This is a genomic window from Thermoanaerobaculum aquaticum (assembly GCF_000687145.1).
Lineage (GTDB): Bacteria > Acidobacteriota > Thermoanaerobaculia > Thermoanaerobaculales > Thermoanaerobaculaceae > Thermoanaerobaculum > Thermoanaerobaculum aquaticum.
Map to the genome: position 1 here is coordinate 60,841 of NZ_JMFG01000016.1, position 26,854 is coordinate 87,694.

Below are 26,854 nucleotides of genomic sequence, written 5' to 3' on the forward strand. Positions count from 1 at the left end.
CGTACAATTTCGCCAGGAGGAGCTGATCATGGCAAAAAAGGGCCTTTTGGCGGTAGCTTGCGGTGTTCTTCTGGCCACCGGGCTGTGGGCGGCGGAGCCTCAAGCCACGGCGGTGGTTGGCACCGGCGTGGAAAACCGCCAACCGCAGGGGGTGGGGGAGGAGTTTCCCAGCCAGGTTGGTGCGCTTTTTTGCTTTTCCGAGGTGAAAAACTACGAGGGGACTCTCCTCCACGTGTGGTTTCACGGTGAAAAGGAGGTTGCCCGCATTGAGCTTCCAGTAAAGGGCGAGCGCTTCCGCACGTGGTCTAAAAAACGCATCCCTGCCTCCTGGACCGGCCCCTGGCGGGTGGAGGTGCAAACTGCTGACGGAAAGGTGCTGGCCGAGGCCAAATTCACCGTGAAGGACTAGCGTCGCAAAGCCTTTTTGAACAACCAACAGGGGGCAACTGAGCAGCGGGCCAGGGCCTCGACCACAAGCGCCCTTAGCTTTTGGGGTACACGGGAAGCAAGTTGGTCCGTGGGCTTGGCCGGCGCTCCAGCTGCACCGTTGAGTGGTGAATATCGAACTTCTCAGCCAGCAGCTTGCGTACCTGCCAAAGCAAAGAATCGTCGGCGGAATCGCTGACCTCAAGGTGAACCGAAGCCGCCACAAAATCGGAGGCAATGAGCCACACGTGCAGGTCGTGGACCCCCACCACCCCTTCCACCGCCAGCAAGCTCTGCCGCAGCTGGTCGAGGTCAATTTGGGCGGGTGTGCCTTCCATGAGGATGAAGACGGTTTCCCGAAGTACGCGGTAGCCGGAAAACATCACCAAACCGGAAAGCAACATCGAGGCTACCGGGTCCGCCCAGGCCCAGCCAAACCACATCATGGCCAGCGCCGCCAGGATGACCTGCACCGATCCCAGGGTGTCCGTGAGTACGTGGAAGAAGGCCGCCCGCACGTTGAGGTTTTTTTGCCCACCACCGTGAAGTACCGCTGCCATGGCCAAGTTCACCACCAGCCCCGGCACCGCCACCGCCAGCATCACCCCTGAAGCCACCTGGGGTGGGTGGGCCAGTCGGCGGAAGGCTTCCACCAGGATGGAAAGCCCCACGGCCAGCAGCGTGGCGGCGTTGAGGGTGGCGGCCAGAATTTCCGCCCGGTGATAGCCGTAGGTGAGCTTCTTGCTGGGGGGCCTGAGGGAAAGCCTGGCCGCAAAAAGCGCAAGACCAATGGAGCCGGCGTCAGCCAGCATGTGCCCGGCGTCGGCCAAAAGCGCCAGGGAGTTTGCCAAGAATCCCCCCACCAGCTCCACGGTCATGTACGCCAAGCACAGGCCGAAAGCCAGCTTCAACCGGCGGGAGGCTACCGAGGGATCGGGCGTGGGGTGAGCAGCGCCCATGGCGTGAGCCTAGCACGGATCGTGGGGGAGGCGGGGTACCATTGGCATGGAGGTAGGCGATGGCAAGGCGTTTTTTAGGCCCGTGGCTGGTTTTGGTTTGGTTTGCTGGCAGCACCGCGTGGGCGCAGGCAGACGCGGCTTCGGCGGGCAAGGTGGAGCAGGCGGTTTCCCAGGCACTGGAAAAAGCCCGCGCCGCCGCAACCGCGCTCACCCAGGCGCTCATGGGTGAGCTTATGAAGCATATGCGGGAAGGGGGGCCGGAGGCAGCCGTTTCGGTTTGCTCCGCCAAGGCCCAGGAAATCACCAAAGCTCAGCAACAGGAAGGGGTTCTGGTGCGGCGGGTGACGGCCCGTCCCAGGAACCCGCAAAACCGCCCGGATGACTACGAGCAAGCCATGCTGGTCCTGATGGAGCACCGGTACCGGAAAGACAAAACCGCCAGCGAGGTTTCCGATTGGTACCTGGAGGGGGAAACGCTCACGGTGCGCTACCTTCGGCCCATCGTCATTGGCGAGATGTGCCTGGCCTGCCATGGGGATCGGCAGCGCATGAAGCCGGCGGTCCGGGAGTTCTTGACCCAGCACTATCCGGAGGATCAAGCGGTGGGTTACCAGGCCGGGGATTTTCGCGGGGCGGTGTCGGTCACCGTAAAGACCACCCTGCCACCTGAACCCCAGAAGCCATGAGCGGGGTGCAGGTGGGCTTGGGGAGGCTGGCGGAAAACCCCGCCTTAGTGCGGGGCCGCCGGGTGGCTCTCCTGTGCAACCAGGCGGCGGTGACCGAGCAGCTCGAACCGGCGTGGGAGCTTCTTCCCCGCTTGGGGGCCCAGCTGGTGCGCATCTTTGCCCCGGAACACGGTTTGTTTGGCCTGGCCCAGGACATGGAAGCGGTGGGATCGGAGAGCTTTGCCGGCGTTCCAGTGGTTTCGCTTTACGGCCAAAGCCCCGAAAGCTTGCACCCGGCGCCGGAGGCTCTGGCGGATCTCGAGGCGCTGGTGGTGGATCTCCCCGACATTGGGTGCCGCTACTACACCTTTGCCGCCACCATGGCGTACTGCTTGGGCGCCTGCCAGCAGGCGGGGGTGGAGGTCATCGTGTGTGACCGGCCCAACCCCCTGGGCGGTGAGCTCTTGGAAGGGGGGCCGGTGGAAGAGGGGTACCGCTCCTTCGTTTCTGAGCTGCCGGTGCCGGTGCGGCACGGCATGACCCTCGGGGAGCTTTCGCTTTTGTTGCAGCGGGAGCGCTACCCCAACGCCGCGGTGACGGTGCTGACCTGTCAGGGTTGGCAGCGGCACCAGTGGTGGGATGAAACCGGTCTTCCCTGGGTGGCGCCCTCCCCGAATATGCCCACCCTGGCAACGGCCACCGTGTACCCGGGGGCTTGCCTGGTGGAGGCCACCAACCTCTCCGAGGGCCGGGGAACCACCCGCCCCTTCCTGCTCACCGGAGCACCGTGGCTGGATGGACAAGCTCTGGCCCGGCGCTTGAACGCCCTGGAGCTTCCGGGGGTGCGGTTTCGCTTCACGATGTTCCGGCCGGAGTTTCAAAAGTACGCCGGGCAGGTGTGTTCGGGGGTGGAATGGCACGTCACCCACCGCCTTGGCTTCCGCCCGTTAGCTTGCGGGTTGGTAGTGCTGCGGGAAATCCGCAAGCTCCATCCCGAGCATTTTGCATGGCGCAGCGAGCCTTATGAATTCGTGGCCGATGTGCCGGCCATTGACCTGCTCACCGGCTCGCCCCAGGCTCGGCTGGTGGTGGAAGGAAAGTTGTCCCTGGAGGAAGTCATCAGCGGTTGGGAAACGTACTCCCGGGAGTTTGAGCTTTTGAGACGGCCTTTTCTCCTCGCCTAAACCGGTGCGGGCAACCCAAAAATAGGGTAAAGTTCGCGGCAAAGCCGGGGTATCCGGCGGCGGGGGAAAGGTGGAAAAACTGCGTCCGGCAGCACTGATTTTCGACATGGACGGCACGCTGGCCGACTCCTTTGCGGCCATTACGGCAAGCCTCAACCATGCCCTCACGAGCCTGGGCTTTCCCGCCAAAGACCTGCACTGGGTCAAGTACCACGTGGGCCACGGGGCGGTGCAACTGGTCCGCGCCGCCCTGGGACCGGATGCCCCGGAGGAGACTCTGCATGAGGTGGGGCGGGTGTTTGGGGAGCACTACCGCGCCACCTTTTTGGAGGCCACACCGCCTATGCCGGGAGCTCGCGAGGTCCTCGCCTTCGTGTGGGAAAAGACCGGGGGCAAGGTGGCGGTGGCTTCCAACAAGTACGCCACGCTTTCCCAGCAGTGGCTGGAGCACTGGGGGTTGAGGTCGTGGGTGCGGGTGGTGGTTGGACCGGACACCACGGGAACACGAAAGCCCGATGGCGCTTTTTTGCAGGCGGCCCTGCAGGCGCTTGCGGTGGCCCCTGAGGACGCCCTTTACGTGGGTGACATGGAGGTGGATGTGGAAGCGGGGAGGGCAGCGGAAGTCCCGGTAGTAGGGCTTGCCGGGCCTTCTCGCACTGCCAACGAGCTGTGGGCGGCGGGGGCGTTGTTTGTGATTGAAGATTTACGTCAGCTTCCCGGCCTTCTGCGCGAGGAAGGCTGGGGCTGGGATGAAAATCAGGGTTGAAAACGGGGGGCGTATGCTGCAGAAACCGTCGGAAAAAGAACAAGAGTACTTTTTGCAACAGGAGTTGGCGCGTCTTCGGGAGTTGCGGGAGCAGTACCGTCGCCAACTGGAAGAGGAGGAAAAGCGCAAGCTCAAGGAGCTGCATTTCATGCACTGCCCCAAATGCGGGCAAAAGATGGAAATGACGCACCTCCAGGGTGTGGAGGTGGAAGTTTGCCCGGGGTGCGGGGGCATCTACCTGGACGCCGGCGAGCTGGACAAGGTCCTGGAAGAAAACCGCCGGGGCCCCTTTGCCCAGGCCCTGGCGGCGGTGCGGAAGGTTTTCGGTGGCTGAGGTGAGCGGCAAGCTACGGGTAGCTTTGGTGTTTGGCGGCCGCTCGGGCGAACACGAGGTTTCCGTGGTTTCTGCCCGCTCGGTGGCTCGGGCCTTGGACCCCGCCAAGTACCAAATCGTTCCCATGGCCATTGATCGGCAGGGGCTGTGGGCGGCGCCCGAGGTGGCGCAAAAGGTGCTGGAAGCTTCCGGGGATCGGGCGGACCAGGTGCTGGCGTTTACCGGTGCGCACCGCCTGGACCCGCGTTTGCTGGAGGGGGCTGTGGACGTGGTCATGCCCATCCTCCACGGACCCTTTGGCGAGGATGGCACCATCCAGGGCCTTTGCGAGATGTTGGACCTCCCCTACACCGGGTGCAACGTGGCGGCCAGCGCCGTCACCATGGACAAGGTCCTGACCAAGCGCTTGCTGCGGGATGCCGGCTTGCCGGTGGTGCCGTTTGTGGTGGTCACGAGGGAACAATGGTCGGGGGCCGTTCCCGAGCCTGTGCGGGGGCTTTCCCTGCCGCTTTTTGTCAAGCCGGCAAGGCTGGGGTCCTCGGTGGGGATCTCCAAGGTCAAAAGCTGGGAAACGCTTCCGGCAGCCCTGGAGCTGGCCTTTCAATTTGATGACCTGGTGCTGGTGGAGCAAGGTGTAGATGCCCGGGAAATCGAAGTGGCGGTGTTGGACGGAGACCCACCGGTGGTGTCGGTACCCGGTGAGGTGGTTCCCGGCCACGAGTTTTACGACTACGCCGATAAGTACCTGGATGACGCCTGCAAGCTCCTGGCGCCAGCCCCGCTTGCCGACCCCCAGGTGGGGAAGGTCCGGGAGCTGGCTTTGGCGGCGTTTCGGGCTTGCGGGTGTGATGCCATGGCCCGCGTGGATTTCCTCTTGGAAAAGCCTTCGGGGGTCTTTTACGTGAACGAGCTCAACAGCATCCCTGGGTTCACGCCCATTTCCATGTACCCGAAGCTTTTGGGCTTAACAGGAGTTCCTTACCCTGAGCTTTTGGACAGGCTCATTCAACTGGCATTGATTCGCCACGAGAGGCGGCGGGAGTTGGCGGCGGCAGCCCTCAAGCCGCTGGGGGAAAGGGCAGCCACGGGCAGTTGACCACCAGGTTTGACGGGCGTAACATGTACTTGTGCGCTTTTTCTCAAGCGCCGGGAGGTGCTCATGAGCAACGGTAAGATCACCCGCGAAGAGGCCTTGGCCTACCATTCCGGGAAAAGGAAGGGCAAGCTTTCGGTGGTTCCCACCAAGCCTTGTCTCACCCAACGGGACCTTTCCATGGCTTATACCCCCGGGGTGGCCGAGCCTTGCCGGGAAATCGCCAAAAACCCCGAGCTGGTGTACGAATACACCAACAAAGGGAACCTGGTGGGGGTGATTTCTAACGGTACGGCAGTGTTGGGCCTGGGCAACATTGGCCCCCTGGCGGGGAAGCCAGTGATGGAGGGCAAGGGTGTCCTCTTCAAGCGCTTTGCGGACATTGACGTTTTTGACATTGAAGTGGCCAGCGAGGACCCCGATGAGGTGATTCGCTTCTGCCAGCTCATCGAGCCCACCCTGGGCGGCATTAATTTGGAGGACATCAAAGCCCCCGAGTGCTTTTACATCGAGGAAACCCTCAAGAAAACCCTCTCGATTCCGGTCTTCCACGACGACCAGCACGGTACCGCCATCATTTCCGGGGCGGCCTTTCTCAATGCACTGGAAATCGCTGGGAAACGAATTGACGAGGTGAAGGTGGTGTTTTGCGGTGCCGGCGCGGCCGGCATTGCCTGCGCCAAGCTTTACCTGGCCCTGGGCGTGAAGAAGGAAAACCTCATTCTGGTGGACACCAAAGGGGTGGTCTACAAGGGCCGCACCGAGGGTATGAACCCGTACAAGGAGGAGTTTGCCGCCGATACCGACGCCCGCACGCTGGCGGATGCCCTTCGGGGTGCCGATGCCTTCATTGGCGTTTCCGGGCCCAACCTGGTGACCCCGGAAATGCTGCTGTCCATGGCGGAAAACCCCATCGTCTTTGCCATGGCTAACCCCGATCCGGAAATCCCCTACGAAGTGGCCGTAGCTACCAGGCCCGACGTCATCATGGCTACCGGGCGCTCGGACTACCCCAACCAGGTGAACAACGTGCTGGGGTTCCCCTTCATCTTCCGCGGGGCCTTGGACGTGGCGGCCCGGGAGATTAACGAAGAAATGAAGATGGCGGCGGTGCAGGCCTTGGCCAACCTGGCTAAGGAGGACGTGCCCGATTCGGTGATCCGCGCTTACGGCGGAAAACCCATCAAGTTCGGACGTGAGTACCTGATCCCCAAGCCCTTCGATTACCGGGTGCTGTTGTGGGAAGCGCCGGCGGTGGCGGAAGCTGCCATCCGCACGGGCGTGGCGCGCAAGCCGTTTTCATCGAAGGAGGACTACGTGCGGGAGCTGGAATCCCGGCTTTCCCGCACCCGCCAGGTGATGCACTTCGTTTTCGACCGGGCCAAGCAGGATCCCAAGCGCATCGTTTTTGCCGAAGGGGAGCACCCGAAGATCGTGCGGGCGGCCAAGGTTCTGGTGGAGGAAGGCATCTGCCGGCCGGTGCTTTTGGGCAAAAAGGAAAACGTCGAACAGCTTCTGGCCGAGTACGAGGTGCCCAGGGAGAAGGTGGAGGTGGTGGACCCGGCAACGCACCCCCGCTTCGAGGAGTACGTGAAGAAGTTCCACCAGATGCGGTGGCGGCGGGGTGTGGCTGAAGACGATGCCCGCAAGCTCATGAAGGACCCGGTGTACTTTGGCAACATGATGGTCCACGAGGGGGAAGCCGACGGGCTCATTTCCGGTCTCACCATGCACTACCCCGACACCATCCGTCCGGCGCTGCAAATTCACCATACCCAGCCGGGCGTCACCCGGGTGGCCGGTGTGTACCTGTTGCTTTTCGAGGACCGCATGGTCTTTATCGCCGATACCACCGTCAACCAGGATCCCACGGCCGAAGAGCTGGCAGAAATTGCCTTCATGGCCGCGCGGGTGGCCCGCAACTACTTCGGTGTGGAGCCGCGGGTGGCCATGCTCTCCTACTCCAACTTCGGGTCGAATACCGATGAGCGTTCGCTGAAGGTGCGAAAAGCCGTGGAGATTGCCCGCCAGCGCTGGCCGGAGCTGGCCATTGATGGGGAAATGCAGGCCGATGTGGCGGTGGAGCCCCAGGTGGCGCGAGAGATCTATCCCTTTTCGACGATCCAGGGCGATGCCAACGTGCTCGTTTGCCCGGATTTGGAAGCCGCCAACATCGCCTACAAGCTGCTCTGGCGGTTGGGCAAGGGGGAAGCCATTGGCCCCATCCTCACCGGCGTCAACGCCGCGGTGCACGTGCTGCAGCGCGGGGTGGAGGTGGGGGACATCGTCAACATGGCGGCCATGTGCGTGCTGAAGGCCCAGCGCCTCCAGGATCACTGAGCCTCTGGGGATTGATCGGAGAAGCGGGTTTTACATCATCCGGTTAGAAAGGCTTTCAGCACCGCTACCTTGGTGCCGTTAGCCCGGTCTGTACCTCTCCCAGCGCTGGCAACGCTGGGAGCGGGCTTCTTTTCGGTGGCTGACCGCAAAACCCGCATTCCTCGCCGGCGCAAGCCAAGAGGTCTGCTGCCCGCATCGCCCTTGCCATCCTGCGCGCTGCCCTTGCGGGAGTGGCGAGCGGGCCAGCTGGCCAGGATGAGGGTTGGGAAACCTTCTCCCCACTCTTCCCCTTGTGGTCTATAATGAATCGCGGAAAAAGAAAGGGGGAACTATGAAAAAGTTGGTGTTTGGCTTGCTGGTTTGTTTCCTGGCCGGTCCCTTGGCCGCCGAGAAGCCTCGGGTGGCGGTTTTGGAGTTCGGGCACAAGGCGTTGGAAGCCCACTGGAGCCGAGCCGGAGAAGCCGCCCAGGACATGTTCATCACCGAGCTGGTGAAGTCGGGGAGGTTTACGGTCATTGATCGCGAGCGCTTGGACGCCATCATGCGCGAGAAAAACCTGTCGCTGGCGGGTGATATTGACCCTCGAACCGCTGTCCAAGCCGGCAAGCTCCTTGGGGTGGAGTACATCCTCTTTGGCAACGTCACGGAGTTTGGAGAGGAAACGGCGGGGGCGAAGGTTGGCTGGGGCATTGGCGTGGACGTGCGGCGCAAGAAGTTTGTGGCGGCCCTGGATGCGCGGCTGGTGAACACCACCACTGGTGAGATCGTTTGGGCCGACAAGGCACGGAAAGAGGAGTCCAACGTCAAAGTGTTCGTCATGGGCTCCGGTGGTGGGGTGGACGATCGCCGGATGTTTGACAAGGTGCTTTTGCCCTGCGTGGAAGAGCTAGCGAAAAAGCTCACCACCCTAGAGCTGGCCACCTCTGCCACGGTGGTGGGCAGAGTAAGCGGCAAGATCGCTCGTATTGATGGCGGCAAGATCTTTATCAATTTGGGTGCCGAGCATGGGCTTAAAGAGGGCGACACCTTCGATGTTTACAAGACCGGCGCGGTCATCAAGGATCCGGACACCGGCGAAGTTTTAGGTGCGGAAGAGGAAAAAATCGGCACCATCCGTGTGGTGGCGGTGAAGGGGCCCAAGTATGCCGAATGCGCCGTGGTGAGCGGGGGGGGCTTTGCGGTAGGAAATGTGGTGAAATAGAAAAGCCGGGAATTCCCGGGTGGCGAGGAGGGGCGTATGCGGGGAGTCGTCATGTTGGCGGTTTTCGCTTCAAGCGCTCTTTTCGGATGGGCACAGGAGGAACCTCAGTACAAACCGGGCGAAAATCCCTACCAGGACGAGTTTGTGCTCAAGCTGGGTGAGCCTATTGCGTTGTACGTGGAAATTGATGGCACGCGGTTCGCCGAGCTCACCATCACCCCCCAGGGCAACGTGGAGCCCGGAAAAAACGTGAAGTGCCAGGTGGTGATGACGGGTGCGCGGGTGGCTTCCGGGCGAGTGGAGGTTTTGCCGGTGCTGCTTTTAGAGGATCAAAACGGGAAAAGCCTCGACCGGCTGACGCCCGCTCCGTTTAAGGTGCGTGGTGAGCGCCCCTTCGAGTACAAGGACACGATTACCGCCAGCGGTGATAGCCTGGCCGCTGCGACCAAGGTTTGGGTGTACTTGGAGATTCGGTAAAGGAGCGCCCCCTTCCTTTACCACTTTTGGCTGCGGTTCAAAAAGCCCAGGAATTCCTCCCGCACCTTGGCGTTTTCAAACGCTCCGCGAATGGCCGAGGTGACGGTGAGGGTTCCGGGCTTTTTCACACCTCGCATCTCCATGCAGAGGTGACGCGCTTCGATGACCACCATCACCCCCAGGGGCTCCAGCCGCTGCCACAGGTAGTCGGCCACCTGCTCGGTGAGCCGCTCCTGAATTTGCGGCCGTTTGGCGTAAAACTCCAGAATGCGTGGGATTTTGGAAAGGCCCACAATGTGCTTGCCGGGGATATAGGCAATATGGGCGTGACCGTAAAAGGGCACCAGGTGATGGGCGCACATGGAGTAAAAGGGGATGTCGCGCTCCATGACCATGGCCGAGTACCGTTCTTCGTTGGGGAACACCGTCACCGAGGGCTCGGCGCCTTCCTTAAGGCCGTGAAACATCTCCAGAAACATGGCGGCCACCCGGCGAGGGGTGTCCTGGAGGTTGGGATCGCTTCGATCCACACCGAGCTGGTCAAGGATGGCTTCCACATGGGGAGCAAGCCGCTTGATAAGCTCCTCCTCGCTTGCCGGTGCACTGGCTTTTGATTTCCGCAAAAGCTCGGGACGCATGGTACCTCCCAGCCAGCAAACCCTGGCCCTAGGCTAGTGTATTCCTATTTGGCGGAAAGGTGCAGGTACAATGGCGCCGGGAGGCGGCATGAAGGGTTTGATCTTGGCAGGGGGCTACGGGACGCGCTTGCGGCCGCTCACCTACACGTCTGCTAAGCAGCTCGTCCCGGTGGCCAATAAGCCCGTGCTTTTTTACGGTTTGGAAGCGTTGGCGGAAGCGGGCATCCGCGACATCGGCATCGTCGTGGGGCACACGGCCCAGGAAATCATGGAAGCGGTGGGCGACGGCTCCCGGTGGGGGGTACGGGTGACCTACATCCCGCAGGATGCCCCCCGGGGCCTAGCCCACGCCGTGCTTATCGCCGAGGAATTCATGGCCGGTGAGCCGTTCGTCATGTACCTGGGGGACAACCTGGTAAAGGACGGCATCGTGCCCTTTGTCCGGGAGTTTGCCCAGGGGGGTTGCAACGCCCAAATCCTCCTGGCCCACGTGCCCAACCCTTCGCAATTTGGGGTGGCGGAGCTGGGGGAAAACGGCCACGTGGTGCGGCTGGAGGAAAAACCGGCCAACCCCAAGAGCGACCTGGCGCTGGTGGGGGTTTACCTCTTCGATCACCACGTGTTTGAAGCGGTCAAGGCCATCAAGCCGTCAGCCCGGGGTGAGCTGGAAATCACCGATGCCATTCAGTACCTGGTGGACGCCGGCTACGTGGTGCGCCCCCACATCATCACCGGCTGGTGGAAGGACACCGGCAAGGTGGAGGACATGCTGGAGGCCAACCGCATCGTGCTGGACGGCAAGGAGCGGCTGGTGGCTGGGGCTGTGGACGGGGAAAGCCGGGTGGAGGGGAAGGCAGTCATCGAAGCCGGGGCCACCGTTGTTCGCTCGGTGGTTCGTGGTCCCTGCATTATCGGTGCGGACGCGGTGGTGGAAGATTCGTTTATCGGCCCTTACACCGCGGTGGGGCCTCGCTGCCGGATCGTGTCCTGCGAGGTGGAGAACTCCATCGTTTTGGAGGGCTCCACCCTCGTACAGCTCCCCCAGCGGCTGGAGGGCTGCCTCATTGGCAAGGGAGTTACAGTCGTGCGAGGCAACGGACGACCGCAAGCGCTGCGGCTGGTGGTGGGCGATCACTCGCGGGTGGAGATTCCATGAGCGTGCGTATTTTGGTTACCGGTGGTTGTGGCTTCATCGGCTCTAACTTTGTGCGCTTGATCCTTTCGGAGCGTCCCGATTGGGAAGTGGTGAACCTGGACAAGCTCACCTACGCGGGGCGGCTGGAAAACCTCCAGGATATGGCGGACAACCCCAGGTACCGCTTTATCCATGGCGACATTTGCGATCCCCAGGCGGTGGCCGAAGCCATGAGGGGGTGCCAGTTTGCCGTGAACTTTGCGGCCGAAACCCACGTGGATCGCTCGCTGTTGGGGGCCTCTCACTTCATTGATACCGATGTAAAAGGCGTTCTGGTGTTGCTGGAGGAAGCCCGTCGGGTGGGGCTTGCGCGCTTTATCCAGATTTCCACCGATGAGGTGTACGGCTCCATTGAGCAAGGCTCTTTTACCGAAGAAAGCGTGCTCAACCCCCGCAACCCTTACGCCGCCTCCAAGGCCGGTGGGGACCGCATGGCTTACGCGTACTGGGCCACCTACGGTGTGCCGGTGATCATTACCCGGGCTTCCAACAACTACGGACCTTACCAGTACCCGGAAAAGCTCATCCCGCTTTTCGTCACCAACGCCCTGCGGGACGAGCCCTTGCCCCTTTACGGCGATGGCCGCAACGTGCGCGATTGGCTCTTTGTGGAAGACCACTGCCGCGCCCTTCTGTTTCTCCTGGAGCACGGCCAGCCCGGCGAGGTTTACAACATTGCCGGCGGCAACGAGCGGGAAAACATCGAGGTGACCCGCGCCGTTTTGCGGCTTTTAGGCAAGCCGGAATCGCTCATTCGCTTTGTGGCCGACCGCCCCGGCCACGACCGCCGCTATTCCCTGGACGCCAGCAAGCTGCACCGCCTCGGTTGGCAACCGCAGGTGCCCTTTGAGGTGGGGCTTGAGCGCACCGTGCGGTGGTACGTGGACAACCGCTGGTGGTGGGAGCCGATCAAGGACCACGACGGGGAGTTTCGCCGCTACTACGAGCTGCAGTACGGAGCCCGGCTGGCATGAGGGTGCTGATCACCGGCGCTCGCGGTCAGCTGGGCCGGGCCCTGGTGGACTTGGGGCGGGGGCAGGGTTGGCAGCTTTGGGCTTACGACTTGCCCGAGTTTGACCTTACCGATGTGGGTGCAGTACAAGAAGCCGTACGCACCGCCCAGCCTGAGGTCATCTTTAACGCTGCCGCTTTCACCGCTGTGGACCGCGCCGAAGAAGAGCCGGAAGCGGCCTTTGCCGTGAACGCCCGGGCGGTGGCGACGCTGGCCAGCGTGGCCGACGAGGTGGGTGCGCTTCTGGTGCACCTTTCCACCGATTACGTGTTTGACGGGCAAAACTCGCGCCCTTACCGGGAAGATGACCCCCCCAACCCGCTTTCCGTGTACGGCCGCTCGAAATTGGAAGGCGAAAAGGCGGCGGCCAGGGCCTCAAAGCACCTCATCGTGCGTACCTCATGGCTTTTTGGCCGGGGCTGGAACTTCGTGGAGGCCATCCGCAAGCAGCTTTTAGGTGGTGCCCGGCAATTGCGGGTGGTGGCGGATCAGTTCGGCAGGCCCACCTACGCCGAAGATTTAGCTGAAGCCTTAGTGCGGTTGGTCAATGCGGGAGCTTACGGCCTCTTCCACGTGGCCAACACCGGCGAAACCAACTGGGCGGGTTTTGCCCGGGAAATTGCCGCGCAGCTGGGGTTTTCCGTGCCGGTGGTGGATATTTCCACGGAAGAGGCGGGCCGGCCTGCCCCTCGCCCCCGCTACTCGGTGCTGGATACCGCAAAGTTTGACTCCCTCGGTCAGCCGCTTCCTCCCTGGCAGGAGGCTTTGGCCCGCTACCTACGGGCCACCAGCCGCTAGTTTCTTCCAAAAACCTCCCGGCCGAGATTTCGTAGGAAAGCGGGGTGCGCTGGGCGCGCACGGGGAGGACCAAATGCGCAAGCTGCTCTTGGTAGTGGGCGTTGTTGCTGGCGTTGCCAGTGCGCAAGAGCGTGTGGACTGGGAAACCGTTGGGCGGATCCGCCTGGAGGCCACCAGAAACTCGCAGGTGATGGAAACGGTCCAGATCATGACGGACCTCCTGGGGCCGCGGCTTACCAACTCGCCCAACATGCGCCGGGCCGAGCTGTGGGCCAAAGAAACCCTGGAAAAGTGGGGTCTTGCCAACGTTCATCTGGAGGGCTTCGAGTTTGGCCGGGGCTGGACCTTTTCCCGTTGTGCCGTGGAAATGACCAAGCCCACCGAGGCGGTGCTCATTGCCTTCCCCGAAGCGTGGTCGCCGGGAACCAACGGGCGCAAGCTTGGCGAGGTGGTTCGCGTGAGCCTGGAAAGCGAAGCGGACCTGGAGCAACAAAAGGGAAAGCTGGCAGGTAAGATCGTGCTTTTGAGCAAAGCCGCCGACATCAAGCCGCCGGAGGAGCCGCTTTTCAAGCGGTACAAGGAGGAAGACCTGGAGGAGCTGGAGCAGTTTCCCATTCGCCCGCCCAGGGACGAGGAGTGGCGCCGCCAGGCCAGAAAGGAGTGGACCTTTGGCCGTAAGCGGGCGGAGTTCCTGATGGCCGAAGGGGTCATTGCCACCGTGGAGGTGAGCTCCCGCGATGGCGGTCCGGTGCGGGTGATGGGCACCCCCGCTTACCGCATCGGGTTCCCCGAAGGTGTGCCTGCTTTGGTGATGGCCGCCGAGCACTACAACCGGCTGGTGAGGCTAGTGGAAAAGGGCGAAAAAGTGGAGCTGGCGGTGGAGGTGGACGCCCGTTTTCTCGACGGTGACACCAAAGCGTACAACGTTATTGCCGAAATTCCCGGAACCGATTTGAAGGACCAGGTGGTGATGGCCGGAGCCCATTTTGACTCCTGGCACACCGGCACCGGGGCTACCGACAACGCCGCCTCCTGCGCGGTGGTAATGGAAGCAGCCCGCATCCTCAAAAGCCTCGGCATCAAGCCCCGGCGCACCATCCGCATTGCCCTGTGGAACAGCGAAGAGCAAGGCCTCAACGGCTCCCGGGCCTACGTCTGCCAGCACTTTGCTTGCTGGGAGCCCCAAGAAAAACCCAAAGACGACCTGCCGGAAAGCCTTCAGGAGGGGGAACGGAGGCTGGTGCGCAAGAAGGACTTCGAAAAGCTGGCGGCGTATTTCAACCTGGACTTTGGCGCCGGCGCCATTCGCGGCATTTACACCCAGGAAAACCTGGCGGTAAAGCCCATTTTCAGTGCCTGGCTGGCGGCGGTGGAGGATTTGGGTGCCAAAACCGTGGCGGTGCGGGCGGTGGGAGGCACCGACCACCTGTCCTTTGACCGCGTGGGGCTTCCGGGCTTCCAGTTCATTCAAGACGGCTTGGACTACATGACCCGCACCCACCACACACACTTGGACACCTACGACCGGTTGCAGCGGGAAGACCTGGTGAAAAACTCGGCGATCCTCGCCACCTTCCTGTACCAGGCGGCCATGCGCGACGAGCCCCTGCCCCGCAAACCGATCCCCTCGCCGTCCACGAGCCCACGGTAACTGTTCTTTGTCCTCTTTCCCTGTGGGGCCGCCGCTCCGTCTGTGGGGCCTCGCTCCTGCGCCGGCTAGAAAAGAAGCGACCCGCGACGGAGCGCGGGTCCCACATTTCTTTGCGCGAGTCCAGCTTTTTTTCTTCTTGTTGTGGGGCCGGCGCTCCTGCGCCGGCNNGGGGCTAAGCGAGCGGAAGGGTGGGCGGAGCGCGAGCGGCCCCCCGCGTCGAATGTGGGGCCTGCGCTCCTGCTGTGGGGCCGCCGCTCCGCGGCGGCTAAGAAAAGAAGCGACCCGCAGGTCTTGCATTTTTTGCGGATCACGCAGGGAGCGACTAGCTCAAGCTCCGACGAAAGCGCATTCGCGCCACCAGCAGAATCACCCCATCCACCACCACCAGCGCCAGCACCTGGGGCCAAAGGACCTCCAGCCCCACGCCTTTGAGGAAAACCCCCCGGAGGATCGTGACGAAGTAGCGCAGCGGCACCGCGTAGGTGAGCATCTGGAAAAACCGCGGCATGTTTTCAATGGGGAAGATAAAGCCCGAAAGGTAAATTTGCGGCAGCATGAACACGAAAGCGGCGAGCATCATGGCTTGCTGCTGGGTCTCGGCAAGCGTGGAAACCAAAAGCCCCAACCCCAAAGTGGCCAGCACAAAGGGCACGCAAAGCAGCAGCAACAGCCACACCGAGCTGCGCAGGGGAACGTGAAAGTAAAAGACAACCACCGGCAGCGCGGTGAGGATTTCCACAAAACCCACCAGCGCGTAAGGCACGAGCTTGCCCAGGATGATTTGGCGCGGCAAAAGCGGCGTGACCAAAAGCTGTTCCCAGCTTCCCAGCTCCCGTTCCTTCACCAGCGCCATGGAAGCCAGCATCATGGTGGTGACCATGATGATCATGGCCAAAACCCCCGGCACCATGAAGTTGCGGGAAAGCAAGTCGGGGTTGTACAAAACCTTGGGGCGCACCTCGATGATTGGCTGCAACCTGGCTTCGCGGTTGACCTGGAGCAGCACCCCCTGGGCGTAGGCCAGCCCCACCGTGCCGGTGGTGGCGTCGGAACCATCCACCAGGAGCTGCACGGCCACCGGCTCGCCCCGCAGCCGGGCTGCCCCGTAGCCTTCGGGGATCGTTAGCGCCAGCTTGACCTTCCCCGCCGCCACCAAACCGTCCAGCTGCCGCTGGTCTGAAACCACCGCCACCAGGGCAAAGTAGCGGGAGGCTGTGAAGCGCTCCAGCAGGGCGCGCGATTCGCTGCTGCGGTCCAAGTCGCAAAGCCCCAGCTCCACCAGCTTCACGTCGGTGGTGGCGGCGTAGCCCAAGATGATGAGCTGGAAAATGGGCGCCAGAAAAAGGATCGGCAGGATCTTTCGGTCCCTTTTCAGCTGCAAAAGCTCCTTCCTCATGAGGGCGAGAATTGCCCGCATGTTAGAGGGTCCTCCTGCTGCGCAGCACCGCTACCGTGAGCACGACCAGCGCAAAAACCGCCAGCGCCAGCGCTTGGTCCCACCAAACTGCCACCGGGTTAGCCTTCAGGACGATGCCCCGCAGCGCCACCAGAAAGTAGCGGGCGGGAACCAGGGTGGTCACCAGCTGAATGGCCCGGGGCATGGAGGAAATGGGAAAGATAAAGCCCGAGAGCAACAGCGTGGGCAGCATGGTGGAAAGCAAGCCCAACTGAAAGGCAACCTGCTGGGTGTCGGCCACGGTGGAAATCAAAAGCCCCCAGCCCAGGCCGCCCAAGAGAAAAAGCACGGTGATGAGAAAAAGCCAGACGAGAGAGCCGCGCACCGGCACCTGGAAAAGCCCGTGGGCCACGGCCAGTGCCAAAGCCGCCGCCAAAAGACCCAGGATCAGGTAAGGCAAAGTTTTGCCCAGCACCAGCTCCAGGGGGCGCAGGGGTGTGGCCCGGAGGCATTCCACGGTGCCCCGCTCTTTTTCCCGCACTACGGCCAGGGCGGTGGCTACGACCGAGGTAATCATGAGGATGAAGGCCAACAAGCCCGGTACCAGGAAGATCGAAGAGCGCAAGTTGGGGTTGTACCAGACCAGCGGTTTGGCTGCCACCGGGCCTTTTCCCTGGTACCAAACAACCTTGGGGGACACGACGTTGGCGAGGAGTTCGCCGTACGCCAAAACCGCGGTGGCGGTGCGCGCATCGGAACCGTCCACCACAAACTGCACCGGAGCCTTGCGGCGGGCCTGGAGGTTGGCGCCAAAATCCGCGGGGATCACCAGCGCGGCCTGCACGGTAAAAGAATCGAACCAGCGATCCAGCTCCCGGATGTCCCGGGAAAAGGCCACCAAGTCAAAGGTGGTGCCGGCGGCAAAGCTTTGGATGAGCTGGCGGGAGGCTGGGGTTTGGTCCTGGTCCACGACGCCCAGGCGCAGGTGCTCCACGTCGAAGGAAAGGGCATACCCGTACATGAGCAGCAACACTCCGGGCATGATCAAAAGCGCCGCCAAGCTGCGGAAATCCCGAAGCAAATGGAGGGTTTCCTTATAAGCCAACGCGCGAATACGGCGGATCAAGGCTCTTTTCCTCCCTCCTGTTCGGCTTTCTGGATCACAAACACGAAAACGTCCTCCAACGACGGCTCTGCCGGTCTGGCCCAGTGGACCCCTACCCCACGGGCTGGCAACTCAACGAGCAGCTGCTGCAGGTCATGCGGCTGGCGAAGCAAGCAGTGGATGGTGGTGCCAAAAAGGGCGGCGTCTTCCACGTGCGGGAGGGAGCCAAGCACCTTGAGGGCCAGCCCCGGATCGGAAGCCTCGAGGGCCACCAGAGACCGGGAGGGGATTAGAGCTTTGAGGTTGGCCACGGTGTCCAGGGCCAGAAGCTTTCCGGCGTGCATGAGCGCCACCCGGTGACAGCGCTCCGCCTCGTCCATGGCGTGGGTGGTGACAAAAACCGTTACGCCTTGCACGGAAAGCGCGTCAATGATTTCCCAAAAATCCCTGCGGGCTTCGGGGTCCACACCGGAGGTGGGCTCGTCCAAAAACACCAGCTTGGGCTGGTGCAACAGCGTGGCGGCCAGCGCCAGCCGCTGGCGAAAGCCCAGGGGGAGCTCCCGCACCAGCAGGTGCTGGTGGTCCCAGAGCTGCGATTGGTCAAGCCCGTTCTCCACCGCCTTTCGCAGGCGGGGGCCGGCGAGACCGTAAGCAGAACCCCAGAACTCCAGGTTTTCCACCACCGTGAGGTCGGTGTAAAGGGAAAACTTTTGGGACATGTAGCCCAGTTGCCGCCGGAGGTGGAGGGCCTGGGTGGTGATGTCGAACCCCAGGGCGGTAGCCCGGCCGGAGGAAGGGGGGAGCAAGCCACAGAGCATGCGGATGGTGGTGGTTTTACCGGCACCGTTGGAGCCCAGGAAGCCAAAGATCTCGCCGGGAGCTACCGAGAAGCTCACCCGGTTCACGGCCACAAAGGCGCCAAAGGCCCGGGTCAGCTCCCGCGCTTCCACAGCCCAGGGGTTCACTGCCCAAGGCTCCTTTCCAGCCGTGCTTGCGCCATCCATGCCCGCACCCGGCTTTGCTCCAGCTCGAACTCCGCCCGGGCCAAGGCGCTTTCGGCCGCCAGGAGGTCCTCCACCCGGGCAAGCCCTGCCAGGTAGGTTTCCCGCACCGCGCGTTCCCGCTCCTGAGCCGCGGCCAAGGCTGTGGAGGCCGCGGGTATCAAAGCCAGGGCATCTTCCAGCTGCTGGCGGGCCCGCTCCACCTCCAGGGCAACGATCCGCTTGGCTTCTTCCAGTTGGGCCAAGGCCGCGTCACGCTGGGCGGCTGCGGCTGCAGCTTTGGCCTGGGCCTCGAAGCTGTCCCAGGCTTTGAAGTTGGCCAACAAACCCACGGACCAGCTTCCGTGCCAGCGGTTTTCCAGCGGGAAGTACCGGGGGTTGGGGCGGGAGTAGTCGTACTGGGCAAGCAAGGAAAAACGAGGCTTTTTCTCGGCGCGTTCGGCGTCTGCTTGAAGACCCAAGGCTTCCACCTGGTGGGATAGCGCTGCCAGCTCCGGGCGTTGCTGCAGCGCTGCCGCTAAAAGCTCGCTTAACGCCGGCGGTTCCGGGGGTGGGGTGGAATTGGGTTGCAGCTGCAGGGGTTGCTCGGGAGGCAAATGCAAGAGGGAGCGCAGGGTGGCCAGCTCTAAGGCGGCGGCGCTGCGAGCGGAAACCAGCGCCACCCGAGCCTGCTCGCGGTGGGCTTGGGCGGTAAGCACCGCCGCGCGGGTGGCAAGCCCCGCCTCTTCCAGGAGCCTGGTATCGGCGAGGTTTTGCTCCGCCCTCTGCAGGTCTTTTTCGGCCACCGCAACGAAAGAGCTGGCCAAAACCGCTTGCCAAAAGGCAAGGCGGGCTTGCAGCGCTACATCCAGGCGGGTTTGGGCTGTCTGGATGCTGGCTTGCTGGGACCGGCTTTGGGCGGCGCGGGTGCGGTAGCTGAGGCTTGCATCCAGCGGTTGGCTGACGGTGAGTGTCGCTCCCGCAACGCTTTCGATGGAGCTGTAAAGGGTTTGGCCCCCGAAGACTGCGGGCAAGCGAAACTCCGGGACCGAGCTGCGCTGGATCAGGTTGGCCTGCACATCCATCTGGGGCTTCTTCTTGCTGGCAACGGCAGCCGCCTGGGCTTGGCTGGCGGCAGCCAAAGCTTGGCTTTCCTGCAAGGAGTAGGACACGGCCAGGGCCAGCTCTCGGGCTTTGTCTTCCGTGAGGACCAAAGTATCTTGGCCCCAAGAAAAAGCGGGAAAAGCCAGAAAAGCGAGGAAAAGCGTGGTTTTTTTCATGGTTTTGGTTCTCCTGCGGCCCGGGAAAGCTCAAAGAGAAAGACGTCCTCTAGGGTTGGGGGTATTTCCTCAAACCGATGGAGGCGAATGCCACGGTTTTGGAAAACTTGGGGCTCTGGCGGTGGAGCTTTTTCGGCCAGCGTGACGTGGAACCCCAAGCCGAACGGCTGCACGTCCGCCACACCGGGTAGGTCGGCCAAAACCGCCGCCAGCTCCGCCCGTGGCTCGCCTTCCACGGCGAGGAGCCGGCCCTTAAGCGCTTGAGTGAGCTCCCGGGGCGAACCCTGGGCCAAAACCTCCCCGCGGTGGAACAATACCACGCGGCTGGCCCGCTGGGCTTCGTCCAAGTAAGGCGTAGCCACCATGAGGGTAAGGCCTTCCGCCACGAACTCCCCCAGAAGGCGCCAGAAATCCCGGCGGCTAATGGGGTCAACGCCGGTGGTGGGCTCGTCCAGGATCAAAAGCCTGGGGTCGTGCATGAGGCTGGCGGCTAGCGCCAGCTTCCGCTTCATGCCTCCGGAAAGGGCCTGGGCGCGGCGGTCCTGAAAGTTGGCCAATCCCAGGCGTTGCAAAAGCAAGCTCCGTCGTTCTTGCCAGTGCTGCAGGCCCATCAGGTGGCCAATAAAGGCCAGGTTTTCGGCAACGCTTAAGTCGTCGTAAAGGGCAAAGTGCTGAGGCAGGTAGCCCAGCTGGTGGTGGAGCTCGCGGCGGTGCTTCCAGGCCTCCAGCCCAAAGACCTCCACCTTCCCGGCGCTCACCGGCTGAAGGCCAGCTGTGGCGCGAAGCAGGGAGGTTTTTCCGGCCCCGTCAGGGCCAATTAACGCCACCACCTCGCCGGCGGAAACACTCAAGGAAACCGAGGACACCGCCGTCACCGTCCCGTAGCGGATCGTGACCTCCTGGAGCACCACCACCGCAGGGGAGGATCGTTTCATGAGGCCCCCTCAGGGCGCCGAAAAGAACGCATCGGCGGGCATGCCGGGCTTGAAAACGCCGCCGGGGTTTTCCAGCGCCACTTTGACCTTGAACACCAGTTTGGCCCGCTCGTCGGGGGTTTGCACGTTTTTGGGTGTGAACTCCGGCTGCGGCGCAATGAAGGAGACAACGCCTTCAAAGGTGTCGGTTCGGCCGTCCACTTTTACCTTAACGGTTTGACCGAGGCGGAGGTGGGCTAAGTGCGGCTCGTCCACGTACACTTCAAGCCACGGGTTGGCGAGGTCGGCTACCACCAGCACGGGGGTCCCGGCCGGGAGGAACTCGCCAGGCTCGGCCAGCTTCTCGATGACGGTGCCGGCAATGGGGGAAACGATGACGCTGTCGGCCAGCACTTGCTCCAAAACCTTCACCTGCGCTTCGGCGGCAGCCAGGCGAGCGCGGGCAGCGGCTTTTTCTTCACTTCGAGCACCGGCCCGGAGAAGCTGCAGCCGGGCTTCCAGGGCCTTGACCTGTTGAGCAGCGGTGAGGGCTTTGGTTTCGGCGTCCTCCAGAAGCTTGCGGTTGGCGGCGCCCTTTTGCGCCAGCGGCTGATAGCGGGCCACATCCGCTTGCGCCGCGGCTAGCTCCGCCTGGGCTGCTTTTAACCGCGCTTGCGCCTCGGCAATTTCCTCCCGGCGGGCGCCGGCTTCCAGCAAGGCCAGCTCGGCGGCAGCGGCGTCTTTTTGCGCTTTGGCTTTTTCCAGTTCCCTTTGCAGTTGCGCTGTATCCAACCGGGCCACCACGTCTCCGGCGTTGAGCGTTTCGCCTTCCTGGAAGCGCACCTCCAGGAGGGTTCCGGAGACCTTGCCGGCCAGGCGAACTTGCGTGGCCTCCACGTGACCTGAGGCGGAAAAGCCGCCCGAGCTGGGGCTGCGCTGGCAAGCAAGAAGCGGGAGAGAAACCGCGAGAAAAATAGCGGCTTTGTTGTTCATGGCTGGCTCCCTTCTTTGGCGATTCCGTAAAGCAGGATTTGCGATAGCTCGGCGGCCAAGCTTTCCCTTGGGAGGGCTGGAAGCGGTTCCTCCACAAGGCCCAGTTGCTTGAGCCGATCCAGGAGCTTTCCCGCTTCCCAGGCAAGACCCAGGGTGCCGATGAGCGAAAGGTGCACCAGTGCGGGATTGGCAGCTTTGAGGCTCCCTGCGGCCACGCCCTCGGTCACCAACCGGCGGGTCACACCAAAGATGCGGGCCATGACCTGCAGCACTTCCGCCGGGATGTGCTCCAGCTCGGTGACCAGCATGCGAAGCACCAGGCGGGGAAGGTGCGGATGGGTGGTAAAGACACGGGCAAACGCCGCTTGAAGCGTGATCAGCCGCGTGGCTGCCGGTCCCCTCAGCTCCGCCACCTCGCTGGCCGCCTGCTGCACGGGAGCCAGGGCATCCAGTACCGCTTGGGAAAACAGGGTTTGCTTGTCCCCCACGTGGTAGTAAAGCAACGCCTTGTTGACCCCAGCCCGGGCGGCAATTTCATCCATGGTGGCACCCACAAAGCCCTTCTCTGCAAAAACTTCCAGCGCCGCCGTCAGGATGTTCTTCGCGGCAGTTTTGCTGGGCTTCCCCCTTGGCATTGCACCTCCTCGAAATCGCGGTTAACCGTTTGGTTTAACCATACAGTCAACATAACGTCCCCCGATCGCCCTGTCAAGCGTCGGCTGTTGGCACGTGCGGTGAAAGAGAGGGCGCTGCCGTTGGTCTTCGGAGCATTCTGAAACTCAAATGCACCTTTTTGTTGCCAAAGTGAAAAACATCACTTATCGTGTCAGGGGGGAGGGGTCATGCGGGAGCTCAGAATCCACGGCCGGGGAGGGCAGGGCGCCGTTATTGCCTCGGAAATCCTGGCGGAAGCGGCCTTTCTTGCTGGAGCCTACGTGCAAGCCTTTCCTTCTTTTGGTTCCGAGCGGAGGGGGGCACCGGTGGCGGCGTTCTTCCGCATGGACGATAAGCCCATCCTGGTGCGCACTGAGGTTTACCAGCCCGATGGCGTGGTGGTGCTGGATGAAAGCCTGGTGACGCTGGGTTTGGCCAACGTCACGCAGGGGCTGAAAGTGGGTGGCTTTGTGCTTTTGAACTCCTCCAAGGAACCCGAGGCCTTTGCCCATCTGGGGTCTTTTACCGTGGCCACCGTGGACGCGTCCCGCATTGCCGTGGAGCACCATCTGGGTTCGCTTACCGCTCCCATCGTCAACACCGCCATTCTTGGAGCCTTAGCGGCGCTCACCGGCTGGGTTTCGCTTTCGCACCTAGAAGAGGCCATCCGCCACCACGTGCCGGTGAAGCCGGAGGAAAACGTGGCCGCGGCCCGCAAGGCTTTCGAGATGGTGAAGGTGCTGGAAGCCGCGCGGGCAGGGAGGTAGCATGGCCAGCGAGCTGAGACTGGAAGACCTGAGTTACATCCCGTTTTCCGAAAAGCCCACCACCGCCATCAAAACCGGGACCTGGAAGTACGTGGAGCCGGTGTACCGCAATGCGCTCCCGCCCTGTGCCGCCACCTGTCCCGCCGGCAACGATATTTCCTACGGCTTGTTGCTGCTTGCAAAGGGACAGGTGCTGGACGCTGCCCGCTGGTGGCGGCGTCGCAACCCAATTCCCGCGACTCTGGGGCGGGTATGCCCTCACCCATGCGAAGGCCCCTGTAACCGGGAGCACCTGGGCGGTGCCATTGCCATCCACATGGTGGAGCGGTTTTTGGGGGACGTGGAAGGGGACGTGCTGCCGCCACCGGCCCCTGCCACCGGCAAGAAGGTGGCGGTGGTGGGTTCCGGGCCCGCTGGTCTCGCGGCCGCTTACAACCTGCGTCTTTCCGGTCACGAGGTGCACGTTTTTGACGACAAGCCCGCTCCAGGCGGGTACCTCCGCACGGGCATCCCGGAGTACCGGTTGCCCCGCCCGGTGCTGGACCGAGAGGTGGGGATGATTGAAAGCCTGGGTGTGGTCTTCCATCAGGGTGTTCGGGTGGGCCGCGATATTTCGTTCGATGCCCTTCGGTCTTCTCACGATGCGGTCATCCTGGCCCTGGGCCTGCACCGCAGCCGGGCTCTGGGGATCCCCGGAGAGGATCACCCCCGGGTGTACAACGGAGTGAAGCTCTTGGAGCAGCTGTTGGCCGGGGAGCGGCCGCCCCTGCCCCGCCGTATGGCGGTGGTGGGGGGTGGCAACACCGCCATGGACGTGGCCCGGAGTCTGCTGCGGGTGGGGGTGGAGCCGGTGGTGGTGTACCGGCGGACTCGGGCGGAAATGCCGGCCATTGCCTCGGAAGTGGAGGATGCCCTCGCGGAAGGCATTCCCTTCGAGTTTTTAGCAGCGCCGGTGCGGGTTCTGATTGAAAATGACGCCATTGTCGGCCTGGAATGCCAGCGCATGCAGTTGGGGGAGCCCGACGCTTCCGGCCGAAGGCGTCCGCTGCCCATCCCCGGCAGCGAGTTCGTGGTTCCCTGCCAGGGGGTGGTCACTGCCCTGGGGGAAGAGGTGGACCTGGAGGGCTTGCCGTCCAACTTAGGGGCCGGCGACGCCCGCCAAGCCGCGGCCCTGCCGGGGGTTTTTGTGGCGGGCGACATGGCCGATGGGGCGGGAACGGTGACCGCCGCGGTGGGTTCGGGGATCCGCGTGGCGGCGGTGGTGCACGCGTACCTTCAGAGCGGGAATTTGCCGGAAAAGGCTCCCGCTGTGCCGGAGCTTTGGCCCCGGGAGGTGGCGCAAGACCGCAAGGTGGAATTTGCCAACCTCAACACCGCGTACCTCCGTCCGGCTCCGCGACCGGCTGTGAGCCATTTGCCGCCGGATCAGCGTCGCACAAGCTTTTCGGAAGTGGTTCAGGGCTGGAGTGAGGAAGCGGCGGTGCAGGAAGCGCGGCGGTGTTTTGCCTGCGGGACCTGCAACGAGTGCTCGAACTGCCTGTACTTTTGCCCGGATGTGGCCATCCACCGGGTAAACGGCGGCTTCTCCATTGATAGGGAGCACTGCAAGGGGTGCGGGATTTGCGTGCAGGAATGCCCGCGCTCGGCGTTGGAGCTGCGCGAGGTGACGCGATGAAAACCGTAATCAAGGGAAACAGCGCGGTGGCTCATGGGGTGAGGTTGGCTCGGGCCCAGGTCATTGCTGCCTACCCCATCACCCCCCAAACCTCCATCATTGAGGATTTAGCTTCCTTTGTGGCCCAGGGGCAGCTGAAAGCCACCTTTGTCAAGGTGGAATCCGAGCATTCGGCGCTGGCCGCGTGCATTGGCGCGGCGTCGGCGGGGGCGCGGGTGTTCACCGCTACCTCCGCCCAAGGCCTGGCCCTCATGCACGAGCTGATCCACTGGGCGGCGGGGGCCCGCTTGCCCATCGTGCTGGCCGATGTGAACCGTGCCATGGCCCCGGGGTGGTCCATTTGGACCGATCAAAACGACAGCTTGTCCCAAAGGGACACCGGTTGGATGCAGGTGTACTGCGCCTCTTCCCAGGAGGTTCTGGATTCGGTGGTGCAGGCCTACAAGGTTTCGGAAAAGGTCCTGCTGCCCACCATGATCGTGCTGGACGCCTTTTTCCTCTCCCACACCCACGAGGTGGTGGATGTTCCTGAGCAGGAGCTGGTGGACCGCTTCTTACCGCCGCTTTCTTTGCCCTTGAAGCTGGACGTGGAGCGTCCCGGCGCCTTTGGCAACTTGGTGTTTCCCGATCGCTACATGGAGTTCCGCTACAAGATCGAGCTGGCCCACCGCGAGGCGCTGGAGGTTTGGCGGCAGGTGGACCAGGAGTGGGGCCGCCTCACCGGCCGTTCCTACGGGCTGGTGGAGGGCTACCGGCTGGAAGACGCCGACACCGTGCTGCTCACCGCCGGCACGCCAGCATCTACGGCCCGGGTGGCGGTGGACCAGCTGCGGGCGGAAGGCGTTGCGGCCGGCGTTTTGCGGTTGCGGGTTTTCCGGCCGTTTCCGGCGGAAGAGCTGGCCCGGCATCTGGCAGGACGCCGGCGGGTGGTGGTTTTGGACCGCAACTGCTCCTACGGTCACCACGGGATCTTTCATCAGGAAACCAAATCCGCCCTTTACGAGCTGCCCGAGCGCCGGCGCCCGCAGCTTTTCGGGGTAATTGCCGGGCTGGGTGGTCGGGACATTACGGTGAGCGACCTTGCGGAAATACTTCGCAAAGCCTCCCGCAGTGAGCTGGCCCCCGTCTCCTGGTGGAACGTTCTGCAGCCCGAGGAGGAGCTGGAAGCCGCGGTGGCTTCCAAGTGAGGTGCCTATGAGCGCTCAACTGGAAAGCTACGATCCCAGAAACCTGCACCTCCCCGAGGAGGACCTCCTGCGTTCCGGCCATCTGGCCTGCCCGGGGTGCGGGGCTGCGTTGGGGATGCGTTTGGCCCTCAAAGCGCTGGGCCCGAAAACCATCGTGGTGATCCCCGCGTGCTGTTGGGCGGTGATCAACGGACCGTACCCCTTCCACGCCTTGGGGGTTCCGGTTTTGCAGGTGGCGTTTGAAACCGCCGCGGTTTCCGCCGCCGGGATTCGGGCCGCGCTAGCGGTGCAAGGGCGGGACGACATTGCGGTTTTAGCGTGGGCCGGAGACGGTGGCACCTTTGACATCGGTTTTCAGTCGCTTTCGGGGGCAGTGGAGCGCAACGAGGACATCATTTACGTGTGCTACGACAACGAGGCCTACATGAACACCGGCATCCAGCGCTCCTCGGCCACGCCCTTTGGCGCCTGGACCACCACCACCCCTGAGCCCGACATCAAACCCGAGCCCAAGAAAAACATGGTGGAGATCCTGGCGGAGCACCGCATCCCTTACGCCGCGACGGCCTCCATTGCGTTTCCCGAAGATTTCGTGCGCAAACTGCAAAAGGCCCGCTCCATCAAGGGCACCAAGTTCATCCACCTGTGGATTTCCTGCCCGGCCGGCCACAAGTCCGAAGAGCGCCTTTCCGTGCACATCGCCCGTCTGGCAGTGGAAACTGGTGTTTTCCCGCTTTACGAGGTGGAGTACGGCAGCAAGTACACCATCAACCACGAGCCGGCTTTTCTTGATGTGACCGAGTACCTGAAGCTGCAAGGGCGCTTCCGCTACCTCACACCGGAGGATGTGGATTTCATCCGCCGATCGGTAGCCTGGGAGTGGCAGCGCTTAAGGGCCAAGGCGGCCATGGGGAGCTCGCTACCGCCACCGCCGGCACCGTCACGGCGGATCATGCCGGTAGCTAGCTCGTCAGAAGGTTAAGCCCCGACCGGTACTCCTCGGGGGCGGTGACGGTTCGGCCAATAAGCGTGTAAACCCGCTGCATGGCCGCAAAGGCGGCCACTTCGTCGCTAATGTGGTTACCGGCTGCCACCGGGATTACAGTTTCCACGGCAATCTTGCGGAGGGCCACAGACCACGCCGCCACGTTGCGGTAGTATCAC

At 62.9% G+C, this 26,854-nt stretch carries 27 protein-coding genes; 17 read left to right on the plus strand and 10 right to left on the minus strand.

What is annotated here, in order from left to right:
• Positions 1 to 28: 28 nt before the first annotated feature.
• Complete coding sequence (locus EG19_RS12580) at positions 29 to 409, plus strand: DUF2914 domain-containing protein (RefSeq protein ID WP_053335009.1); 381 nt, start codon at positions 29 to 31, stop codon at positions 407 to 409.
• Between the two features lie 73 nt (positions 410 to 482).
• On the opposite strand, the gene EG19_RS06560 is transcribed toward EG19_RS12580, so the two are convergent.
• Positions 483 to 1,385, minus strand: coding sequence for a cation diffusion facilitator family transporter (locus EG19_RS06560; protein WP_053335010.1), 903 nt, complete (start codon positions 1,383 to 1,385; stop codon positions 483 to 485).
• A gap of 59 nt (positions 1,386 to 1,444) precedes the next feature.
• Here EG19_RS06560 and EG19_RS06570 point away from each other — a divergent pair, with 59 nt between their 5' ends.
• From EG19_RS06570 to EG19_RS06605, 8 genes are all read left to right on the plus strand, one after another.
• Entirely contained in the window at positions 1,445 to 2,071 is a 627-nt protein-coding gene (locus EG19_RS06570; RefSeq protein WP_053335011.1) for a Tll0287-like domain-containing protein, read from the plus strand.
• A complete protein-coding gene (locus tag EG19_RS06575; protein ID WP_038048819.1) occupies positions 2,068 to 3,234 on the plus strand; it encodes an exo-beta-N-acetylmuramidase NamZ family protein in 1,167 nt (388 codons plus the stop codon). The genes EG19_RS06570 and EG19_RS06575 overlap by 4 nt, the downstream gene beginning before the upstream one ends.
• Before the next feature lie 70 nt (positions 3,235 to 3,304).
• Positions 3,305 to 4,000 carry an HAD family hydrolase gene (locus EG19_RS06580; protein ID WP_053335012.1) on the plus strand — a complete coding sequence of 232 codons (696 nt, stop codon included), beginning with the start codon at positions 3,305 to 3,307 and terminating at the stop codon, positions 3,998 to 4,000.
• Positions 4,001 to 4,013: 13 nt separating this feature from the next.
• Positions 4,014 to 4,334, plus strand: coding sequence for a TFIIB-type zinc ribbon-containing protein (locus EG19_RS06585; protein ID WP_038048968.1), 321 nt, complete (start codon positions 4,014 to 4,016; stop codon positions 4,332 to 4,334).
• On the plus strand, positions 4,327 to 5,430 hold the full coding sequence (locus tag EG19_RS06590; RefSeq protein WP_200867125.1) for a D-alanine--D-alanine ligase family protein: 1,104 nt from the start codon (positions 4,327 to 4,329) through the stop codon (positions 5,428 to 5,430). The genes EG19_RS06585 and EG19_RS06590 overlap by 8 nt, the downstream gene beginning before the upstream one ends.
• Positions 5,431 to 5,493: 63 nt before the next feature.
• Positions 5,494 to 7,767 (plus strand): NADP-dependent malic enzyme, encoded by a 2,274-nt coding sequence (locus EG19_RS06595; protein WP_038048821.1) that lies wholly within the window; start codon positions 5,494 to 5,496, stop codon positions 7,765 to 7,767.
• Positions 7,768 to 8,098: 331 nt separating this feature from the next.
• A complete protein-coding gene (locus tag EG19_RS06600; RefSeq protein ID WP_038048823.1) occupies positions 8,099 to 8,968 on the plus strand; it encodes a CsgG/HfaB family protein in 870 nt (289 codons plus the stop codon).
• A 36-nt stretch (positions 8,969 to 9,004) separates the two neighbouring features.
• Positions 9,005 to 9,445 (plus strand): hypothetical protein, encoded by a 441-nt coding sequence (locus EG19_RS06605; protein ID WP_152543960.1) that lies wholly within the window; start codon positions 9,005 to 9,007, stop codon positions 9,443 to 9,445.
• 17 nt (positions 9,446 to 9,462) lie between these two features.
• Here the strand turns inward: EG19_RS06605 and folE are convergent, their stop codons facing one another.
• The gene (gene folE, locus EG19_RS06610) at positions 9,463 to 10,083 is read right to left on the minus strand and encodes a GTP cyclohydrolase I FolE (RefSeq protein ID WP_081799992.1); all 621 of its coding nucleotides are present in this window, start codon (positions 10,081 to 10,083) and stop codon (positions 9,463 to 9,465) included.
• Positions 10,084 to 10,171: 88 nt separating this feature from the next.
• Between folE and EG19_RS06615 the strand changes: the two genes are divergently transcribed.
• The 4 genes from EG19_RS06615 (at position 10,172) to EG19_RS06630 (ending at position 14,739) form a co-directional block, all read left to right on the plus strand.
• On the plus strand, positions 10,172 to 11,239 hold the full coding sequence (locus tag EG19_RS06615) for a glucose-1-phosphate thymidylyltransferase (protein WP_038048826.1): 1,068 nt from the start codon (positions 10,172 to 10,174) through the stop codon (positions 11,237 to 11,239).
• Entirely contained in the window at positions 11,236 to 12,252 is a 1,017-nt protein-coding gene (rfbB, locus tag EG19_RS06620; RefSeq protein WP_038048828.1) for a dTDP-glucose 4,6-dehydratase, read from the plus strand. Before EG19_RS06615 ends, rfbB begins: the two co-directional genes overlap by 4 nt.
• Entirely contained in the window at positions 12,249 to 13,088 is an 840-nt protein-coding gene (gene rfbD, locus EG19_RS06625; RefSeq protein WP_038048830.1) for a dTDP-4-dehydrorhamnose reductase, read from the plus strand. Before rfbB ends, rfbD begins: the two co-directional genes overlap by 4 nt.
• Positions 13,089 to 13,221: 133 nt before the next feature.
• Complete coding sequence (locus EG19_RS06630; protein WP_407702149.1) at positions 13,222 to 14,739, plus strand: M20/M25/M40 family metallo-hydrolase; 1,518 nt, start codon at positions 13,222 to 13,224, stop codon at positions 14,737 to 14,739.
• A gap of 322 nt (positions 14,740 to 15,061) precedes the next feature.
• On the opposite strand, the gene EG19_RS06635 is transcribed toward EG19_RS06630, so the two are convergent.
• The 7 genes from EG19_RS06635 to EG19_RS06665 are packed head-to-tail and all read right to left on the minus strand — an operon-like array spanning position 15,062 to position 22,042.
• Positions 15,062 to 16,156 carry an ABC transporter permease gene (locus EG19_RS06635; RefSeq protein WP_038048834.1) on the minus strand — a complete coding sequence of 365 codons (1,095 nt, stop codon included), beginning with the start codon at positions 16,154 to 16,156 and terminating at the stop codon, positions 15,062 to 15,064.
• A 1-nt stretch (position 16,157) separates the two neighbouring features.
• On the minus strand, positions 16,158 to 17,261 hold the full coding sequence (locus EG19_RS06640) for an ABC transporter permease (protein WP_038048836.1): 1,104 nt from the start codon (positions 17,259 to 17,261) through the stop codon (positions 16,158 to 16,160).
• Positions 17,258 to 18,205, minus strand: coding sequence for an ABC transporter ATP-binding protein (locus EG19_RS06645; protein ID WP_038048838.1), 948 nt, complete (start codon positions 18,203 to 18,205; stop codon positions 17,258 to 17,260). Before EG19_RS06645 ends, EG19_RS06640 begins: the two co-directional genes overlap by 4 nt.
• On the minus strand, positions 18,202 to 19,500 hold the full coding sequence (locus EG19_RS06650; protein WP_038048840.1) for a TolC family protein: 1,299 nt from the start codon (positions 19,498 to 19,500) through the stop codon (positions 18,202 to 18,204). The genes EG19_RS06645 and EG19_RS06650 overlap by 4 nt, the downstream gene beginning before the upstream one ends.
• Positions 19,497 to 20,435 (minus strand): ABC transporter ATP-binding protein, encoded by a 939-nt coding sequence (locus tag EG19_RS06655; protein WP_038048843.1) that lies wholly within the window; start codon positions 20,433 to 20,435, stop codon positions 19,497 to 19,499. The genes EG19_RS06650 and EG19_RS06655 overlap by 4 nt, the downstream gene beginning before the upstream one ends.
• A gap of 9 nt (positions 20,436 to 20,444) precedes the next feature.
• Positions 20,445 to 21,407, minus strand: coding sequence for an HlyD family secretion protein (locus tag EG19_RS06660; RefSeq protein ID WP_038048846.1), 963 nt, complete (start codon positions 21,405 to 21,407; stop codon positions 20,445 to 20,447).
• Positions 21,404 to 22,042, minus strand: coding sequence for a TetR/AcrR family transcriptional regulator (locus EG19_RS06665; RefSeq protein WP_038048849.1), 639 nt, complete (start codon positions 22,040 to 22,042; stop codon positions 21,404 to 21,406). Before EG19_RS06665 ends, EG19_RS06660 begins: the two co-directional genes overlap by 4 nt.
• Before the next feature lie 207 nt (positions 22,043 to 22,249).
• Here EG19_RS06665 and EG19_RS06670 point away from each other — a divergent pair, with 207 nt between their 5' ends.
• The 4 genes from EG19_RS06670 to EG19_RS06685 are packed head-to-tail and all read left to right on the plus strand — an operon-like array spanning position 22,250 to position 26,672.
• Positions 22,250 to 22,828 carry a 2-oxoacid:acceptor oxidoreductase family protein gene (locus tag EG19_RS06670; protein WP_038048852.1) on the plus strand — a complete coding sequence of 193 codons (579 nt, stop codon included), beginning with the start codon at positions 22,250 to 22,252 and terminating at the stop codon, positions 22,826 to 22,828.
• Between the two features lies 1 nt (position 22,829).
• A complete protein-coding gene (locus tag EG19_RS06675) occupies positions 22,830 to 24,503 on the plus strand; it encodes an NAD(P)-binding protein (protein ID WP_053335015.1) in 1,674 nt (557 codons plus the stop codon).
• A complete protein-coding gene (locus tag EG19_RS06680) occupies positions 24,500 to 25,690 on the plus strand; it encodes a transketolase C-terminal domain-containing protein (RefSeq protein ID WP_081799994.1) in 1,191 nt (396 codons plus the stop codon). Before EG19_RS06675 ends, EG19_RS06680 begins: the two co-directional genes overlap by 4 nt.
• Positions 25,691 to 25,697: 7 nt before the next feature.
• Complete coding sequence (locus EG19_RS06685; RefSeq protein WP_081799995.1) at positions 25,698 to 26,672, plus strand: thiamine pyrophosphate-dependent enzyme; 975 nt, start codon at positions 25,698 to 25,700, stop codon at positions 26,670 to 26,672.
• Here EG19_RS06685 and EG19_RS13395 read toward each other — a convergent pair.
• Complete coding sequence (locus tag EG19_RS13395) at positions 26,653 to 26,838, minus strand: hypothetical protein (RefSeq protein ID WP_152543961.1); 186 nt, start codon at positions 26,836 to 26,838, stop codon at positions 26,653 to 26,655. The two genes, EG19_RS06685 and EG19_RS13395, sit on opposite strands and share 20 nt — an antisense overlap.
• Positions 26,839 to 26,854 lie beyond the last annotated feature (16 nt).

Excerpts from the sequence above, each read along its gene's own strand:
- EG19_RS12580 (WP_053335009.1), top strand. The coding sequence starts at position 29 with ATGGCAAAAAAGGGCCTTTTGGCGGTAGCTTGCGGTGTTCTTCTGGCC.
- EG19_RS06560 (WP_053335010.1), bottom strand. The coding sequence starts at position 1,385 with ATGGGCGCTGCTCACCCCACGCCCGATCCCTCGGTAGCCTCCCGCCGG.
- EG19_RS06570 (WP_053335011.1), top strand. The coding sequence starts at position 1,445 with ATGGCAAGGCGTTTTTTAGGCCCGTGGCTGGTTTTGGTTTGGTTTGCT.
- EG19_RS06575 (WP_038048819.1), top strand. The coding sequence starts at position 2,068 with ATGAGCGGGGTGCAGGTGGGCTTGGGGAGGCTGGCGGAAAACCCCGCC.
- EG19_RS06585 (WP_038048968.1), top strand. The coding sequence starts at position 4,014 with ATGCTGCAGAAACCGTCGGAAAAAGAACAAGAGTACTTTTTGCAACAG.
- EG19_RS06595 (WP_038048821.1), top strand. The coding sequence starts at position 5,494 with ATGAGCAACGGTAAGATCACCCGCGAAGAGGCCTTGGCCTACCATTCC.
- EG19_RS06600 (WP_038048823.1), top strand. The coding sequence starts at position 8,099 with ATGAAAAAGTTGGTGTTTGGCTTGCTGGTTTGTTTCCTGGCCGGTCCC.
- EG19_RS06605 (WP_152543960.1), top strand. The coding sequence starts at position 9,005 with ATGCGGGGAGTCGTCATGTTGGCGGTTTTCGCTTCAAGCGCTCTTTTC.
- folE (WP_081799992.1), bottom strand. The coding sequence starts at position 10,083 with ATGCGTCCCGAGCTTTTGCGGAAATCAAAAGCCAGTGCACCGGCAAGC.
- EG19_RS06615 (WP_038048826.1), top strand. The coding sequence starts at position 10,172 with ATGAAGGGTTTGATCTTGGCAGGGGGCTACGGGACGCGCTTGCGGCCG.
- rfbB (WP_038048828.1), top strand. The coding sequence starts at position 11,236 with ATGAGCGTGCGTATTTTGGTTACCGGTGGTTGTGGCTTCATCGGCTCT.
- rfbD (WP_038048830.1), top strand. The coding sequence starts at position 12,249 with ATGAGGGTGCTGATCACCGGCGCTCGCGGTCAGCTGGGCCGGGCCCTG.
- EG19_RS06635 (WP_038048834.1), bottom strand. The coding sequence starts at position 16,156 with ATGCGGGCAATTCTCGCCCTCATGAGGAAGGAGCTTTTGCAGCTGAAA.
- EG19_RS06650 (WP_038048840.1), bottom strand. The coding sequence starts at position 19,500 with ATGAAAAAAACCACGCTTTTCCTCGCTTTTCTGGCTTTTCCCGCTTTT.
- EG19_RS06655 (WP_038048843.1), bottom strand. The coding sequence starts at position 20,435 with ATGAAACGATCCTCCCCTGCGGTGGTGGTGCTCCAGGAGGTCACGATC.
- EG19_RS06660 (WP_038048846.1), bottom strand. The coding sequence starts at position 21,407 with ATGAACAACAAAGCCGCTATTTTTCTCGCGGTTTCTCTCCCGCTTCTT.
- EG19_RS06665 (WP_038048849.1), bottom strand. The coding sequence starts at position 22,042 with ATGCCAAGGGGGAAGCCCAGCAAAACTGCCGCGAAGAACATCCTGACG.
- EG19_RS06670 (WP_038048852.1), top strand. The coding sequence starts at position 22,250 with ATGCGGGAGCTCAGAATCCACGGCCGGGGAGGGCAGGGCGCCGTTATT.
- EG19_RS06675 (WP_053335015.1), top strand. The coding sequence starts at position 22,830 with ATGGCCAGCGAGCTGAGACTGGAAGACCTGAGTTACATCCCGTTTTCC.
- EG19_RS06680 (WP_081799994.1), top strand. The coding sequence starts at position 24,500 with ATGAAAACCGTAATCAAGGGAAACAGCGCGGTGGCTCATGGGGTGAGG.
- EG19_RS06685 (WP_081799995.1), top strand. The coding sequence starts at position 25,698 with ATGAGCGCTCAACTGGAAAGCTACGATCCCAGAAACCTGCACCTCCCC.